This window comes from Achromobacter pulmonis, from assembly GCF_002885955.2.
Taxonomy (GTDB): Bacteria; Pseudomonadota; Gammaproteobacteria; order Burkholderiales; family Burkholderiaceae_B; genus Achromobacter; species Achromobacter pulmonis_A.
In genome coordinates, this window is sequence record NZ_POQS01000004.1 from 707039 (window position 1) to 723829 (window position 16791).

General features: G+C 66.6%; 14 protein-coding genes and 1 pseudogene. 5 read left to right on the plus strand and 10 right to left on the minus strand.

Going from position 1 to position 16791, the window contains the following annotated elements:
• Window positions 1–47: 47 nt before the first annotated feature.
• The 5 genes from tssE to C1I89_RS18420 form a co-directional block, all read right to left on the minus strand.
• Window positions 48–533, minus strand: coding sequence for a type VI secretion system baseplate subunit TssE (gene tssE / locus C1I89_RS18400; RefSeq protein ID WP_102774070.1), 486 nt, complete (start codon window positions 531–533; stop codon window positions 48–50).
• Between the two features lie 69 nt (window positions 534–602).
• On the minus strand, window positions 603–1106 hold the full coding sequence (locus C1I89_RS18405) for an Hcp family type VI secretion system effector (protein ID WP_006384074.1): 504 nt from the start codon (window positions 1104–1106) through the stop codon (window positions 603–605).
• A 44-nt stretch (window positions 1107–1150) separates the two neighbouring features.
• Entirely contained in the window at window positions 1151–2644 is a 1494-nt protein-coding gene (gene tssC, locus C1I89_RS18410) for a type VI secretion system contractile sheath large subunit (protein ID WP_102774071.1), read from the minus strand.
• Window positions 2637–3161, minus strand: a complete 525-nt coding sequence (tssB, locus tag C1I89_RS18415) for a type VI secretion system contractile sheath small subunit (protein ID WP_006384072.1) — start codon at window positions 3159–3161, stop codon at window positions 2637–2639. Before tssB ends, tssC begins: the two co-directional genes overlap by 8 nt.
• Window positions 3162–3205: 44 nt before the next feature.
• Window positions 3206–3880 carry a hypothetical protein gene (locus C1I89_RS18420; RefSeq protein ID WP_102774072.1) on the minus strand — a complete coding sequence of 225 codons (675 nt, stop codon included), beginning with the start codon at window positions 3878–3880 and terminating at the stop codon, window positions 3206–3208.
• 189 nt (window positions 3881–4069) lie between these two features.
• On the opposite strand from C1I89_RS18420, the gene tssJ reads away from it, so the two are divergent.
• The 5 genes from tssJ to C1I89_RS18445 are packed head-to-tail and all read left to right on the plus strand — an operon-like array spanning window position 4070 to window position 12375.
• Complete coding sequence (gene tssJ, locus C1I89_RS18425; RefSeq protein WP_246842458.1) at window positions 4070–4687, plus strand: type VI secretion system lipoprotein TssJ; 618 nt, start codon at window positions 4070–4072, stop codon at window positions 4685–4687.
• 51 nt (window positions 4688–4738) lie between these two features.
• Window positions 4739–6085, plus strand: a complete 1347-nt coding sequence (gene tssK / locus C1I89_RS18430; RefSeq protein WP_102774073.1) for a type VI secretion system baseplate subunit TssK — start codon at window positions 4739–4741, stop codon at window positions 6083–6085.
• A gap of 49 nt (window positions 6086–6134) precedes the next feature.
• Entirely contained in the window at window positions 6135–6890 is a 756-nt protein-coding gene (gene icmH, locus C1I89_RS18435) for a type IVB secretion system protein IcmH/DotU (RefSeq protein WP_247747573.1), read from the plus strand.
• Between the two features lie 9 nt (window positions 6891–6899).
• A complete protein-coding gene (locus tag C1I89_RS18440; RefSeq protein WP_102774075.1) occupies window positions 6900–11777 on the plus strand; it encodes a type VI secretion system Vgr family protein in 4878 nt (1625 codons plus the stop codon).
• Window positions 11758–12375, plus strand: a complete 618-nt coding sequence (locus C1I89_RS18445; protein WP_258231471.1) for a hypothetical protein — start codon at window positions 11758–11760, stop codon at window positions 12373–12375. The genes C1I89_RS18440 and C1I89_RS18445 overlap by 20 nt, the downstream gene beginning before the upstream one ends.
• Before the next feature lie 6 nt (window positions 12376–12381).
• Here C1I89_RS18445 and C1I89_RS18450 read toward each other — a convergent pair whose 3' ends face one another.
• From C1I89_RS18450 to C1I89_RS18470, 5 genes and pseudogenes are all read right to left on the minus strand, one after another.
• The gene (locus C1I89_RS18450) at window positions 12382–12753 is read right to left on the minus strand and encodes a hypothetical protein (protein WP_102774076.1); all 372 of its coding nucleotides are present in this window, start codon (window positions 12751–12753) and stop codon (window positions 12382–12384) included.
• Between the two features lie 111 nt (window positions 12754–12864).
• On the minus strand, window positions 12865–13659 hold the full coding sequence (locus tag C1I89_RS18455) for a DUF3304 domain-containing protein (protein ID WP_102774186.1): 795 nt from the start codon (window positions 13657–13659) through the stop codon (window positions 12865–12867).
• Between the two features lie 27 nt (window positions 13660–13686).
• On the minus strand, window positions 13687–14175 hold the full coding sequence (locus tag C1I89_RS18460; RefSeq protein WP_102774077.1) for a hypothetical protein: 489 nt from the start codon (window positions 14173–14175) through the stop codon (window positions 13687–13689).
• A gap of 107 nt (window positions 14176–14282) precedes the next feature.
• Window positions 14283–16577: a DUF2235 domain-containing protein gene (locus C1I89_RS18465; protein ID WP_102774078.1), complete on the minus strand. Its 2295-nt coding sequence runs from the start codon at window positions 16575–16577 to the stop codon at window positions 14283–14285.
• A pseudogene (locus C1I89_RS18470) lies at window positions 16570–16791 on the minus strand (hypothetical protein); the annotation flags it as partial. The gene C1I89_RS18465 and the pseudogene C1I89_RS18470, both read right to left, overlap by 8 nt.

Consider the following 16791-nt stretch of genomic DNA (forward strand, 5'->3'; position numbering starts at 1 on the left):
TCTCCGCCGGCGGCGTGGCGCCGGCGCCCGCGTGTTCTGTTGTTGGTTCAGGCGGCGGCCGCGGCCTTGGCCCAGCCCTTGCTCACCGAATACTGCAAAGTGGACGGCTGCAGCGTCGCATCGAAGGTCACCGGCTCATGCGCCGGGCCCACGTCCAGCATCGCGGTGATCGCGAAATACAGCACCGACGTGGCGCGGCCATCGACCTGCAGCATGACCCGCACATGCGTCAGCCGCGGCTCGTGGCGGGCGATCGCCTGTTCCAGCGAGCGGCAGATGAATTCGCGGTCGTAATGGCTGGCCAGGCTCAGGCCGGAAAAATCGGACAGTCCATAGGTGAGGATGGAGCGCTGGCAGTTCGGATAGCGCTTGAGCGATTCCTCGGTGAAGACCATGCGCGTATTGAGCAGGGCCTCGATGTCGCGCGCGACGGTTTCCTTGATTTCCTCCACCGACAGGCGCCGCAGCGCATGCGGCGCTTGCCCGTCGCCGTCGAACAGCTTGTCGAACAGGCTCGGTTCGAATCCTTTCATGCGGACCTCATTCAGGAAAGGCAGCGGCCCGCGGCGGGCCGCTGCCTTTACCGTCTTACGCGGTCAGGTTCAGACCGAATACGTCTTGTCGTTCTTGGTCAGGCTCCAGGCGCCCTGGGAGTTGCCGCCCTGGTTGCCGCCGACCTTCTGCTGCGTGTACTTCCACTGCACGGCGGCGTACTTCAGCGAGAACGATTCATGCGGCAGGCCTTCGCTGACGACCTCGGGGGCCACGCGCGAGATGATCACGTACTTGAGCTTGATTTCCAGGTACTTGACGCGGTTGCCCTCGCCGTCGGCGCGCAGGAAGTCGATGGTGACTTCGTCGAAGGTGGTGCCGCCCGAGGCATGCTGATACAGCAGCGGGCTGACCACGTCCAGGTCCTTGGTGAAGACCATCTCGCCATGCTCGGTGCGCTCGGCCGTGTGGCCGCCCGAGGTCGAGGCGGTAGCCGAACGCGGCTGAATGATCTCGTGGCGCCACGATCCGACTTCGATCCAGTCAGGGTGGTCCTTGTCCTGGGATTCGCCCTTGAGCGCAGGATTGCCGAATTTGACGTAGATGTCCTTCATTAATAGCCTCTCCAGTAAAAAATCATCGAATCCAGCCTAGGCGCTTACGACTTCTGGGCCTGGGCCGGCAGCTCCGCGACCAGGCGCAGCGAAATCGAAAGCTCGTCGAGCTGGAAATGAGGCCGCAAAAACGCCACGGCCCTGAACACGCCGGGGCGACCCGGCACTTCGGCGACTTGCACCGATGCCTCCCGCAGGGGGAACTGCGCCTTCTGCTCCTGATTGGCGTTGTCGTCCAGCAGCACGTACTGCGAGACCCAGCGGTTCAGGAAGCTTTCGACCGATTGCGCGGAGGCGAAACTGCCGATCTTGTCGCGCATCATGGCCTTCAGGTAGTGGGCCACTCGCGATACCGAGAATATGTATTGCAGCTGCGCCGACAGCACCGCATTGGCGTTGGCGCTGTCGGTGTTGTATTTCTTGGCCTTCTGCACCGACTGCGCGCCGAAAAAGGCCGCGTAGTCCGAGTTCTTGCAGTGCACCAGCGGGATCAGGCCCAGGTCGCTCAGTTCCTTTTCGCGGCGATCGGTGATGGCGATCTCCGTGGGGCACTTCAGCGCGATCTCGCCGTCGTCGGTCTTGAAGGTATGGGTGGGCAGGTTCTCCACCAGGCCGCCGCCTTCGACGCCGCGGATCGCCGCGCACCAGCCGAAGTCCGCGAACGCCGCCGTCAGGCGCGCGCCGAAGGCCCAGGCGGCGTTGCACCACAGGTACTTGGCGTGATCGGTGCCGTCGACTTCCTCGACGAAGTTGAAGCCCTCGACCGAGGTGCCCTCCTTCGGGTCATAGGGCAGCCGGCCCAGGAAGCGCGGCATGGTCAGGCCCACGTAGCGCGAGTCTTCCGAATCGCGGAAGCTGCGCCACTTGGTGTATTCCACCGTGTCGAACACCTTGGCCAGGTCGCGCGGACGGCCCAGGTCGGCGAAGCTGTCCAGGCCCAGCAGCTCGGGCGAGGCCGAGGCGATGAACGGGGCGTGCGAGGCCGCGGCCACGTGCGACATCTGCTCGATGAAGTACATGTCCTCGGGCTGGCGCGTGATCTCGAAATTGCCCAGCAGCGCGCCGAAGGGCGAGCCGCCGAAGGTGCCGAACTCTTCTTCGTAGACCTTCTTGAACATCAGGCTCTGGTCGAAGTCGATCGCGGTCTGGAAGTCGCGCACCAGGTCGCGCTTGGTGACGTTGAGCACCTTGATCTTGAGCATGGGGCCGGTGTTGCTCTCCTGGCACAGGTAGTGCAGGCCGCGCCAGGTGCTTTCCAGCTTCTGGAATTCGGCGCCGTGCATCACCTCGCTCAGCTGGGCCGAGATCAGGCGGTCCAGCTCGGCCACCCGGGCGTCCAGCATCGCCGACAGGTTGTCGGAGACGACCACGGTGCCCTTCATGACTTCGCGCGCCAGTTCGCCGATCAGGTCCTTGGCGCGGTCGTGTTCGGCGCTGGACTTGGCGACGCGGCTCTGCTCGACGATCTGGTCCAGCAGGCCCGATTCGGCCTCGGCGGCCGGCGCGGACGCGTTCTGCGCGGCGGCGGAATTACTCATTGCTGCCTCCCTTGCCGTCCTTGCCGGCTTCGCTGGTCAGTTGCTGCAGTTTCTCGGTGCTGCTGAGCACTTCGCCCAGCAGGTCTTCCAGTTTGTCGTTGCCCGCCAGCTTGTTGCGCAGGTCGGCCAGCTTGGTGCGGATCTCCAGCAGCTCCTTGAGCGGCTCGATCTGCTGCACCACGGCCTCGGGACGGAAATCCTCGATGGAGCGGAACTTCAGGTCCACGCCGAAGGTGCCGCCCTCGTCGGTCAGGCGGTTCTTCACGCGGTAGGCGGCGCGCGGCTCCAGCCCGCGCATCACGTCGTCGAAGTTGTCCACGTCGATATTGACGAACTTGCGGTCCTTCAGGCGCGGCAGCTCGGCTTCGGACTGCGCGCTGAAATCGCCCACCACGCCCACGACGAAGGGAAGCTCTTTCTGTTCGATCGCGTCGCCCTTTTCCACGTCGTAGGTCAACTGGACGCGCGGCGGACGGACCTTCTGGAGTCGTTTCTGAACGCTTTCTTTCTTAGCCATGGGGGCTCCAAGCGAAGTGCATAGTGACGGGGCCGGATGCCCGATCAGGGTTTGAGGAGATTGCCGAACGGGTCCGGCGCCCGGCCCGCAGGAGCGGGCGCCGGGGCCGGGGCCGGCGTCGGCGCCGGGCTGGCTGCTGTATTGGTAGCGGGGCTGGCCACCGGCTTGGCGGGCACGGCCGCCGACTGCGCGGCCGCGGGCGCGACGGCGGCGGCCGCAGGCGCGACGGCGGCGGCCGGCGCGGCGCGCTGCGCGTCATTGCGGCGCGGCTGGCGGCGCGGCGGCTTGTAACCTTCGGGGAACAACACGTCCTGGCCCAGGGTTTCGCGCATGGCGGCGGCCAGCGCCACCGCGTCGGTCTTGGCGTTGCCGGCCAGCAGTGCGTCGGCGCGCAGGTCGGCCAGCGACTGCATCGCCACCCGCAGCCCGCCCACGGCGCGCACGGTCTTGGCGGTGAAATCCTCGGGTTCCCGGTTCAGCGCCTCGTCGGCCGCGACGATGGCCTCGCCGTAGCGCTGCTCGTCGAAACGAATCTTCGCGATATAGGACCACGGCTCGCCGCGCGACGGATTGCGCAGCGCGATCTCCTGGAATTCGGCGACCGCCTGGTCGTTGCCCTTGTTGGCCAGCGTCTCGGTGGCGTGCGTCATCGACTGTTTGTATTCGGCCTCGGTCGGCGGTTTGGACGAGGTCGCGCAGCCGGTCGCGAAAGCCAACATGGCGCTGATAAGGAGAACCCTGGATATGTGCATTTTTCTGGCTTGTAGGTGGGTGTAACCAAGGCCGCGTATTTCAACAACCTTTTGTTAGCGCCACACTACAGAGGATTACTTCATGTAACTCACAACGAAACGTCGGCTAACGTGCAGCGATCTGTATGTTGTCGCAGGCTTCCGGTATAAAGAGCCATGTCAAAACATCTCTATTTTTCACGGCGCGTGGCGGCGCTGGCCATGATCGTCGCAAGCCCCGTAATCAGCGGCTGTGCAGCGGTTTCAGCGATTGGAGCGGTGGCGGGAATGACCGGCGGCGTAATGGATATGGCGGGCCTGAAAAAAGACCCGAACGCGCCCGTCGAAGTGAAATTGGCGATACACGCCGGAGAAAATTTGAACTCGAGCAGCGGCCAGTCGATGGCCGTGGTTACGAAAATATACTATTTGAAGAACGCAGAGGCATTTCAGCGCGCACCGCTCACGCAATTGGTTGATACTGACGCCGAAAAGTCGGCGCTTGGAGAAAGCGTCATCGCCTCGCGCGAGGTCACTCTGACACCGGGACAGCGTTACGAACACCTCGAAAAGGTGCCGAAAAACGCCACCTATATCGCGGTCGCGGGCCTGTTTTATGCGCCCGCGCCGCAACGCTGGAAATACGTGTTCGAAGTGGAATCGGCCGAGGACACCGGCATCGTCATGGGCGCACATGCCTGCGCGCTGACCGTCGTGACCGGCAAGATGACCCTGCCGCCGGGCGTGCCCGACTTCGACCCGGCGCGGCTGGGCTCGGTGCAATGTCCGGGCTGAGCGCCCCGGTCCGTCCGCCGTCTTCAATAATATGAACAAGAGCCAGAAAACGTGAGCCATTCCGCGAAGATCCTATGGGGTGAGGGGCTGTTCCTGCGGCCCCAGCATTTTCAAAGACAGGACGCCTACCACGAAGCCCGCCTCGCGGAGATGAGCCGCGCGCTGCATCCCTATTCCTGGGGCCTGCGCGCCGCGCGCTTCGACGCCGCGGCGCTGGCCAACGGCATGCTCCGGGCCACCGAGCTCTCGGCCATCTTTCCCGACGGCGAGATCTACAGCGCCCCGCACAACGACGACCTGCCGCCCGCCGTCGCGCTGGACGGCCTGGACGGCGCCAGTTCGGCCGTGTTCTACCTGGCGCTGCATCCGATGAAGGACATCGGCGGCAACTACCGCGATGCGCAGCAGGGCCAGGGCTTCGACGCGCGCTACGCGCACCAGGACAGCCCCGCGCCCGACCTCTACACCAACGCCAGCACCGCCGAGCTGGCGTTCCTGCGCAAGAATGTGCGCCTGCTGTCGGAGCACGAGCCGCGCGACGCGCTGCTGACGATCCCGGTGGCGCGCGTGCGCCGCACCGCCAGCGCCGGCTATGAACTGGACACGGGCTTCATCGCCCCCAGCCTCACGGTCCAGGCCTGCGGCGCGCTCTTCGAACAGCTGCGCCGCCTGCTCGACGCGCTGCAGGCCAAGGTCAACGCGCTCTACGGCTTTCACCGCGAGCCCAACAAGAACATCATCGAGTTCCGCTCCGGCGACGTGGCCTCTTTCTGGCTGCTGCACACGGCCAACGAAGCCTACGCGGCGCTCTCGCACCTGTTCCACAACCCGCAGCTGCATCCGGAGCGCCTGTTCCAGGAAATGCTGCGCCTGGCCGGCGCGCTGATGACCTTCTCCAAGGTGCACACGCTGGCCGACCTGCCCGCGTACCGCCACGACCAGCCCGGCGCGGCCTTCGCGCGGCTGGACGAAATCCTGCGCGACCTGCTCGACACCGTCATCTCGACCCGCTACTTCTCCATCGTGCTGGAAGAACTGCGCCCGTCGTTCCACGTGGGCCGCCTCGATTCCGACAAGCTCGACGAGACCACCGCGCTCTATCTGTCGGTCTCGGCCGCCACGCCGGCCAGCGAACTGGCCGAAACCGTGCCGCTGCGATTCAAGGTCGGCGCGCCCGACGACGTGGAAAAGCTGGTGCTCTCGGCCATGCCGGGCGTGCAGCTGGTTTACACGCCGCAGGTGCCGCCGGCCGTGCCGGTCAAGCCGGGCGCCTGCTATTTCACCTTGCAGACGCGCGGCTCGCTGTACGACCGCATGCTGCAGGCGCGCAGCATCGCCATCTACGCCCCGTCCGGCATCCCCGACCTGAAGCTGGACCTGATCGCCGTCACCCGCTAACCGACGCCTACCGCAAGAGCCCGCCATGACCGCCGACTCTCCTTCCCTGATGCCCGGAGCATCGCTGCCTGCCCGAGCCGCCGAGTTCTACGGAACCCGCCCGGCCAAGTCGCTGCTGGACCTGCTGTACGACGGCTTCCTGATGCTGTTCCTGCTCAAGAGCGGGCAGGAGCCGGCCAGCGCCGCGTCGTTCTCGGCGCGGGTGCAGCAGTTCCTGGCCGACTTCGAGCGCAGCGCCAAGAAAATGGACATCCCGGCCGAGGACGTCTACGCGACCAAGTACGCCTTCTGCGCCGCGGTCGACGAGACCGTGCTGAACTCGCGCTTCGCGATCCGCGACGCCTGGATGCTGCAGCCGCTGCAGCTGACCCTGTTCGGCGAACAGCTGGCGGGCGAGAACTTCTTCGCGCGCCTGGAAGACCTGCGCGCCCAGGGCGCGCCGCGCCTGCAATCGCTGGAAGTGTTCTACATGTGCCTGCTGCTGGGCTTCCAGGGCAAGTACATGATCGAAGGCCAGGAGAAACTCGGCTACCTGACCGCGCGCCTGGGCGACGAGATCGCGCTGCTGCGCGGCAAGCGCGCCGGCTTCGCGCCGCACTGGCCGCTGCCCGACAAGATCGCCCACACCCTCAAGCGCGACGTGCCGCTGTGGAGCATCGGCGCCCTGTTCGCGCTGCTGGGCCTGCTGGCCTACCTGGGCATGAGCCACTTCCTGAACGCCGACATGCAAACCGCCATGGCGCCGTATCACGACATCGTCAAGCTGGGACCGCGCGCGGCCCACCTGACCATCTCGCTGCCCTGAAGGTCCGCCATGACCGACCGCTCCTCCACGCCGGCGGGTTTCAGCCGCCTGGATGCCGCCTCGCTGTCGCAGAACGCCCGCATGCTGCAGGTGCGCACGCCGCTGGGCGACGCGCTCACCGTCGAACGCATGCAGCTGCGCGAAGGCGTGTCCGAACTGTACGCCCTGACCCTGGACTGCCTGGCGCCTTCGGCCGAACTGGACATGGAGCCGCTGCTGGGCAAGGAGATCAGCGTCGGCCTGCTGCTGGCCGACGGCGCGCGGCGCCTGTGGCACGCGGTGGTCGAAGGCGTGGATGCGCTGGGCGCCGACGGCGGCCTGGCGCGCTACCGGCTGCACGCCGCGCCCTGGCTGGCCACGCTGCGGCTGCGCCGCGACAGCTTTCTCTACCAGGACAAGACGGCCACCGACATCCTGAGCGAGATCTTCGCCGACTATCCGCTGGCCTCGTTCGCGTTCGAGATCGCCGATCCGCCGCCCGCGCGCCCGGTGCGCACCCAGTACCGCGAAACCGACCTGGACTTCGTGCTGCGCCTGATGGCCGAGGCCGGCCTGAGCTTTCGCTTCGATCATCAGCAGGAAGAGAAACAGGACGGCGCCGGCGGCGGCGCGCAGCACCGGCTGGTGGTGTTCGACGCGCGCGCCGCGCATCCGGCCAATCCCGCGCCCACGCTGCGCTTTCACCGCAGCGACGCGACCGAAACCGAAGACAGCGTCACACGCTTCGGCGCGGCGCGCGCCATCCAGCCCAACGCGGTCACGCGCGTGGCCTGGAACGAGCGCAAGCTGGTCGCGCACGGCGCACACGCCCAGTCCGGCCTGGACGCGGGCGCGCTGCCGCCGCTGGAAGACTACGACTATGACGGCCACGGCCGCTACGCCGACGACGCGGGCGCCGAACAGCAGGCCGCCCTCAGCCTGCAGGCCCACGAGGCGCGCATGGTGCGCTTCGACGGCGCCGGCACCGCGCGCCAGATGGCGCCGGGCCACGACTTCACGCTGACGCAGCACGACCGCTACGCCGAGGGCTCGGGCCAGGCCGTGGACGAACTGGGCGGCAACCGCTACACGCTGCTGCACGTGCTGCACGAAGCCGCCAACAACCTGGGCAGCCAGGCCGCCCAGGCGCTGGGCGCGGCCGACCTGGAGCGCGGCACGTATCGCAACAGCTTCAGCGCCCAGCCCGCCGCCGCCGCGCTGGCGCCGCCCTGGATCGCCAAGCCCACCGCCCCCGAAGGCGTGACCGCCATTGTCGTGACGGCCCAGGACGAAGCCATTTCGTCCGGCCGCGACCTGCGCATCAAGGTGCAGTTTCCGTGGCAGCGCGGACGGCGTCCGCTGGCCGGCGGCCTGCCCCACCGCAGCCACGGCGACGAAGCAGGCAACGCGCCGGGCGACCACAGCTCCGGCGCCTGGCTGCGCGTGGCCGGCGCGCAGGCCGGCCCCAACTGGGGCGCGCATCACCTGCCGCGCAAGGGCACCGAAGTGGTGGTGGAATTCCTGGACGGCGACATCGACCAGCCCGTGGTCGCGGCGCAGCTCTACAACGATGCCGACCTGCCGCCCTGGTCCGCCGGCGTGGACGCCGAGGCCAACCACCCCGGCACGATCAGCGGCTGGCACAGCCGGGGCCTGGATGGCCAGGGCCACAACCAGTGGCTGTTCGACGACACAGCGGGGCAAGGCCGCACGCGCCTGTCCAGCTCGGCCGCCGCATCGCAGCTGGGCCTGGGCCATCTGGTCGAGCAGGCGCCCGAGGCGTCCAGCCGCGGCGCATGGCGCGGCACCGGCTTCGAACTGCGCTCGGATGCCTGGACCGTGCTGCGCTCCGGCCAGGGCATGCTGCTCTCGGCCACCGCGCGCGAGGACGCCCGCTCCACCCAGGCCGACGCGCGCGAGGCGCTAACCCTGATGCGCGGCGCGCAGCATGCCGCGCAACGCATCAACGATGCCGCCACGCGGCGCCAGGCGCGCGCGCTGGCGGCCACCGATCAATACGACGCGCAGATCCAGGCCACCGACCCCAAGGCCGACGGCCGCTATCCGGACAGCGTGGGTGGCCAGCAGGCGATCAAGGCCAGTGGCGGCGAACGGACCGGCGCCGAACCGGTGGAACGCATCGACGGCGCGCGCATGCTGATCGACGCGCCGAACTCGCTCAACCTGTCCACGCCCGCCTCCGCCATCCTGCACGCAAGCGAAAACCTGCACGTCACCACGCAGGCCGACGGCCACGTCGCCGCGCGCCAGACCTTCGCCAGCGCCTCGGGCCGGTCGACCAGCCTGTTCGTGCAGGACGGCGGCATCCGCGCCGTCGCGGCCAACGCGCCCGTGTCGCTGCACGCGCACACCGACATGCTGGAAATGCTGGCCGGCCAGGACATCACCGTCACGTCCAGCACCGAAGGCATCGAGATCCTGGCGAACCAGCGCATCACCCTGCAGGCGGCGGGCGCCAGCATCGTCATGGACGGCGGCGACATCGTGTTCAAGGGCCCGGGCATGTTCTCGGTCAAGGGCGCCTCGCACAACCTGATCGGTCCGGCCAGCGACGCGGCCGCGCTGCCGGCGCTGCCCTCGACCCAGGTCGGCGACCCCATGATCGTCAGCGCCGAACTGGTGCACCGGCCCAAGGCCAAGGCGCTGGCGCAGGCGCAGACACCGGCGCAGGCCGGCTCGGCGGCCGCGGATGTCGGCGCGGCGGCCGCCCCCGCCGCGCCGGGCGGCGGCGCGATTCCCGCTTCCGCCGCCGACACCGGGTTGGCGGGCCGGGCGTCCGCACTTGCCGGGCAGGCCGGCGAACTGGCTTCCGGCGCCGCGCAATCGGCCATGGACGCCGCCAACGCCGCGGCCTCGGCGATCGACGGCGCGAAACAGGCCGGCGCAACGGTGATGGCCCGCGCCGCGGAACAGGCCGGCGCGCTGGCGCGTTCGGCCGTCGACACCGCCACGCCCTCCTTGATGGCCGGGCCCGGCGCAACGGCCGGCAATAGCGCTTCCGCCGCCGGCGGCGGCATGCTGTCCGGCGCGGCCGGCATGCTGGCGGCCGCCGGCGACGCGGCCGGCCGGATCGGCGATTTCGTCAACCCCGCCATGGCGCAGGCCCTGACCGCCAGCGGCGACCGCAATGCGGCGATAGGCGCCGCGGTCAACGGCCTGCTGGGCTCGACCCGCGCCGGGCAATACGGTCTGCCTGCGGTCGCCGGGGCCATCATGCGCGCGCCCAGTCTGGACACCTCCGCGTTGCCGGCCGTGGCGGCCGCGGTGCTGCAGTCGCCGGCCGTCAGCGGCTCGGGCCTGCCGGCGGTGGCCGCCACCGTGCTGCGCACGCCCGGCTTCTCCCCCGACATGCTGCCCTCGCCCGTGGCCAAAGTGCTGCAGATGGCGGGCATGCTGCCGGACGGCGCGGCCCAGGGCGCGGGCACGCCGGGCGCCGCGCCGGCCGGCGTCCCCAGCGGCGCGCCCGCCCAGGACGCCGGCGGCGAACCGGCCGTCTCCAACGCGCTCACCACCTACCGCGGCCGCACCGGCGCGCACCTGCAGTTCGTCAACTTCGCCGAAGAGGACGAATTCTGGAACGACGGCGCCGTGCTCATCAGCGAGGACCGCCAGACCGCCAGGCCCAGGATACGGGTCAAGTTCAGCAAGGCGGACGTGCACAAGTTCAGCATCAAGGTCATCGCCGGCAAGGACAACATCGCCTACACCCAGGCCGAAAAGGGCCGCCACGCCGCCTACCGCGGCCCCGAGGGCAAGACCTTCCAGTACCAGACGGACCCGGACGGCACCAAGGTCGTGGACGACATCGCGCTGCCGGCCGCCGGCCTCAATACCTACACCTTCGAGGTGCGCGACGCGCGCAACCAGCGCATCGCCACCGAAACCGTGGAAACGGCCCGCCGCCTGTACATCCAGGAGCTGGTCCTGCCGGGTCCGGACCCGATGGCGCGGGCGCAGGACAACAGCGCCGCCGTGGCCGAATACCGCCGCCACGGCATCGACGTGGCCCACCTGCCGCCGCGGCAGGGCCGCGGGCAGGCGAACTACGACGTCGACCAGGCCGACGCCGACATTCTGAAAGGCCACGCCCGGGCAGTCTACGACCAGTCCGAAGGACCGAACCACGAGCCCTACACCATCGTCGTCTGCCACGTCGAACGCCTGGCCTTCAAGGCCCCGCAGCACACCATCTACCGCGACGCCTACGCCGGCCCCGGCGAACTCAAGGTCTATGTGCCGCTGGTCGGCGGCGACGGCGCCGTGCACTACCTCTGGCACGGCATCGACAACGACCCCTGGTTCCTGGACGCCACCTTCGAATACACCGACGCGTCGGGCCAGCGCCGCCGCATTCCCATCCCGCCGGATCGCGTCTTCCCCGTGCCTGAAAAACAGGGCGTGCCCGAGCAATGCCGCGGTGTGGGCGTGATCGTCGACGGCCTGACGCCGCAACGCACGCTGGGCAAGATCCACCTCAACGTGCAGTTGATGGACTCGGCGGCCACCGGCGTGGCCTTCCCCGGCACCAACCTGCTGTGCGTCGCTGCGCGCACCCCGTGGGACCCCGCCGACCCGGCCGGACGCCAGCAGACGCTGGTGCACGAGATCGGCCACCTGCTCTACATGGTGCCCGGCGGACCCGCCTGGGCGCAGGCCAACGGCTACGGCGACGACGACTCGCAACTCGAGCCCGGTCCCTACTTCTATTCCTCCCACGGCCGCCATTGCCACTACGGCCTGCGCAAGCTGGCCAATGTCGAGGACTACGCGTACGAGTCGGGCTCCTGCGTCATGTTCGGCATCAGCGGCGCCCCGATACGTTTCTGCCCGGCCTGCGCCAAGGCCGTGCGCAAAGTAGACTTCTCAGATGGCTGGTATTCCTTCTAACCGCGCGCCGCGCCTGCGCCCGCTGCTGGCCGCGCTGTGCGCGGCCACCGCCCTCGCGCTCGCGTACGCGCCTTCCGGCGCCGCCTCGCCGCCCCCGCCCATGACTACCGACTGGATCGATCCCCCCGCCTTCGCGACCGCCCCCGTGGGCACGACCCGAGAACATGCCTGCATGCCCGCCAACCGCGACGACAGCGAGCCTCAGCTGCACCTGGCCGGCCCCAGCCGGGTCAGCCTCCGGGCGGCGGACAAGCTCGTCGTGCCGGTCTGCGCCCGCGGCATCATCCCCGTCTCCACCAACATGCCGCCGCCCGCCGTCGTCGCGACCGACAAGGCCACGGGCAAGATCTATCGCGGCATCGCCTACCAGCGCAAGCGGCCCCAGCCGCGCGGCATGGACGTCGACATCGCGCCGGGCTCGGTCCCGCCGCGCGACACGCCCATCGATGCCGGCGTCAGCGTCGGCACGCAGTTCAGCACCGACGTCGCCGCGGCCGCGGGGCTGCCGCAGCGCGAAGCCGTCTACGAGGTCTACGTGGAAGCCAACGGCCTGCGCTCGAACGCCGTCACGATCGAGATCCAGGCCGCCAGGCAATAAGCGCCTTCAGCCCTGCCCGGCCTTGCCGGGCAGGACCAGGCGCAGCACGCGGTCGCGGATCGACCGCCCATAGGCCCAGCACGACACCGACAAGGCCAGCATCGCGACCATGAGATAGGCGCGGTACTCCATCGGCACGGGATTGAGCGCCGACAGCGTCAGGAAAGGCTCGAAGCCCATGAAATCGCTGGCGGCCAGCGTGCTGAAGAACAGGGCCAGGACCGGCCCCGTGAAATGCGGGCGTTCGCCGCGCGCGCCCTTGTCCGCCCACGCGAACCAATGGATGAAACGGATAAGCTGGATCGCCACCGCGCATAGCGGCACCACGACGGCGAGCAACAGAACGAGTAAAGCGACGGCGACTTGAGGAGGAAGCATGGGGGGATTTTAGCGGCTGCGGCCCGCAGCAAGCGCAACCTACACGACGCGCCGGACACGAGCACGCAACACCAGCCCGCACACCGCCATTCCTATGGATGCCATGGAACTTCAGCCATTCTTGTCGCCGGGGGCCGTGCCCGTCGCCTTCAGCCTGGCGATCTTCTCTTCGGACATGGAGCCCACCGCCTTGGCGAAATCACCTGGCTTGCGTTCTGGCTTGGCCAACACCGCCGCGATCTCCGGATCGTCGTCGAAATTCGATGCAACCGTGAAATACAGGTACATGTATTGCCGCATGTCCTGCTTGTCCTCGATGCGGTATTTGATCCAGGCCGTCTTGGCTACCTTGGCTACGACACGCCTGACTTCAGAACTGTCCCGATAATTCTGCAGGGCATCACGATGCTGCGAATACAGCCAGCGGGTGGCGTCGACGATGGGAATGCGAACCTGGCCGAGCAGTTTGCGGCTGAGCGCGATTTCCATGTGCTCATCCGGATAGATGTGCAGTTCGAGATAAAGCGGACCGTCTCCGGGTGGGATAGCCGAAGGTGGAAAGTGCACGGATGTTTCCTTGTTGAACATCAGCTCGTCCAACTTTTCATCGGATATCCGTCCATTGGACATGTGCTTTCTGATTTCCTCTGTATCCGCGCCTGTCCATTCAACCTTGAAATCGGTGCCTTTCAGCCGGTAGCAACAAGTCACCGAACCCTCCCCGCCTCCCGCGATAATCGCACCCGTTGCAGCCAGATTCCCCTCGCTGTCCTTAATTTCGATACTATCCAAATCCCAGGGCGTGTAGTTGTAAGTAATGAAGGACAGGCCTCCATAGCTGGGCTCGCCGTTGCAGCCCGCCAGCATTCCCAGGCATGTCAGCCCGGCTATCAGGCGTTTGCGCATCGGCATGCTCCCGGTTCATTTCGTCGATTACGGGCGCACCCACTCGCCGCTGTTCCACACGGACTCCGGCACCGCCATGGGCTCGGGCATTTCGGCGGCGGTGGCGAACCGGGCTTGCACCTGGTCCGGCGCCGTGAAACGCAGCAGCAGCACCGCCGCGTCATTCGGGCGCGGGACTTTCAATTTCGCGCTATGCGGAAAGCCATTCCCCTGGCCGTCCGCCGCCCCCCATCGGACCTCAACCGGCTTGCGGCGGCTGTCCGGCCCATAAAGGCAGCCAGGATCGAGCGGGCCCAGCGGCGCCCCGGAAGCCCTTGCGGTCCAGTCGCCCGGAAATGCGCCCGATGCGTCCTCCAGCCGGTAGGCGATGTCGGCATCGGTGTCATTGCGGGCCTCGCACAACAGCAACGGCGGCAACAGCGCCGTGTAGGCCCAGCGGTAGGCCGGCGGCCCCAAAAACGCGGCCGCCACGACCGAGATGAGGGCAATCCAGGCCCAGCCACGTTTCAGCGTCATGCAATCCTCAACCGATCGAATAACCAGACCGCGATTCCTGAGGAACCCGTGTCCTGTCCCACAGGCGACTAGGGCCTGTTCACACTAAAAGGAGCCATGCACAGGCCCTAGGGGCGAACCGGGACGGAACCGGCCAGTTTGGCGTTCATTTCGTCGACCCGCGACGCCACCTCCTTCTGCAATTTCAGATCGGCTTCCTCGGCCTTGAAATCGGTCTTGCCGAATATGTCCTTTTCACGCACCCGGAAATACATCGAGGTGCTGGCCAGCAGGTGATCGGGCCAGCTGCTCAGCATGGCGTCATGCACGAGGAAATCGAACAGCGCCATGACCTTGGGAGGCAGAGGATTCTTTCCCTCGCTCGCCTCGCGCCAGACCTCGAGCAGGCGCCGCTGCATGGCGCGCTTGGCCTTCATTTCGGCGAGGAGATCTTTCGGTGTGTCCGCTTCCGTCGGTTCACCGCCGTTTCGCCTTATTATTTCGTTGCGCATGTTCTGCTGGTCCTGCCCCCAGTTCTCCAAGGCGTTTGCCCGGACGGGATCGGCTCGCCAGTATTCCTCCCTGCGCCGAGCCTCATCCCGCACCTCTTTATCGAGTTCACGATATTCGTCTTCCAGGCGCTTCCATAGCGGCTTGAAGCGCTGCGGCGGCCGTTCGCCGCGGCTGGCGACCGCGCGGTTCCAGCGCTCTTCCTTCAGCGCCTTCAGTTCATTCAGGCGAGCCGTGTTCTCCGGCTTTTTCCGCTCCTCCGGAGGCAGGTCCATGACGCGACGGAACTCTTCGTTGTAGGCTGTCTCAGGTGTAAAGAAGTCCCGGTCCTGTATCCATTTTTCGGCCGGATCGGATAATTCCTCCTTGAACACCGGATCCTGGTACCGCACCGCGAGCCAGCGCAGGAATACTTCCATGTGCGGCATGAAGTCGACGCCGGGCTCGTACTTCACGACTCCGCGATAGGCCTCGACCAGATCGGTGATGTAGTAGCTTTGTCCGCCGTCCTTGATCTGGACGTTTAAAGAAAACTTGTCGTAAGTCTGCGGGCGCTTGGCGCGCAGCTGCTCCATGCTGTAGATAGCCACGCCATTCGACAATGCGGCATTCAGCATGTCCCGCAGCGGCACTCGCGACAGTTCCGTGCGCGAGCCCAGCGAGCCCTCGGGGCTGACGCCCATCACGTCGCCGCTGGATCCGGGATAGAGGAATTGTTCCCCACGGGTCTTCTCCAGACTGTCCAGACGCTGATTCGCACGCAGTTCGTGCGCGGCGGCGAAATGAATGCATTTCCCGACAGCGCCTGGCACGGTCAGCGTACGGTCCTTGTGCGTTTGCTTGAGCAGATCCGTAAATGGAACGAACTCGAGGAAGGCGTTCTCTTCCATGATGGACGCCACCGAATCCAGCAGGCCCAGGAAGCGTATCTGAATCTCCGCTGCGCGCGCGCCATTCTGCCCGGGAAAGACCAGATCCCTGTCATGGCGGCGACGGTACTTCTTGACGACGTCGTTGACGAACTGACGGGCGATGACGCCGCCCCGGTCGCCGCCGAACACCGAAATCTCTATCCGCCGCACATTGTTCATATCGGCGCTTACAGCCTCGTGGGCCGCCTTGAGCTGGCGCAGCGCCGCGTCTACCCGTTTGTCCACGCCCGAGCCCAGGTAGTAAGCCACGGTCTCGTTGTCGCGTACGACCGGAACGCCTTCCAGCGCGGTGGACTTGACGATTTCCTTGCCCGCCGTCCACGCGGCCTTCAGGGGATTCTTCTTGAAACCGTTCCAGAATCCCCGGACGGTGCCTTTTGCGCGGTCGGCCATGCGTTCCGGATCCCACGCATTCCAGATCCGGACGACCTTGTCGGGCAGCGTCTTGACGTCTTTCACGACGTCCTTGTAGGCCTTTACCATGGGCTGGAACGAGCCGTCCTTGATCGCTTTCTGCGTGGCGCCTTTCGCCCGCTTCATTACGTCGTGCTCAGGGATCTCGTCGAGCCGCGTAATGTTCATGGCCGCGTTTTTCGCGTTCTTGGCCGCCTCGCTGAGCATCTTTCTGCCGGCTACCGTCGCGCCGTAGATGAAATCGTCGCTCTTCGCATCCTCGTTCAGGTCCGTTCCCAACCCCGAATAGTAGAAACGGAACCAATATTGATTCACCGGCTTGCCTGTGTCATTGTGCGCATAGTGCGCCTCCCAGAGCCGGCAGATATTCGAATAGAACGTAGGATGCTCACTGTCAAAATCCCGATGGCGGCCAAACCCATCGAAGAAAAAGCCAATGCGCAGCACTGCACCACATTCGTTGCAGTCCTGCTTGGGATAAGCCGCCTCGTTCTCCGCCATCTTCTTAAGCACGGAGGCCGGCGTGCGATTCACTTGCGGCAATCCACCGGGCTCCTTGTCAGCCATTCTTGTCTCCTGGGGCCGTACCTGTCGCCTTCAGCCTGGCGATTTTCTCTTCGGACATGGACGCCACCGCCTTAGCGAAATCACCCGGCTTGCGTTCTGGCTTGGCCAACACCGCGGCGATCTCCGGATCGGCGTCGAAATTCGATGCAACCGTGAAATACAAGTACATGAATTGCCGCATGTCCTGCTTGTCCTCGATGCCGTACTTGATCCA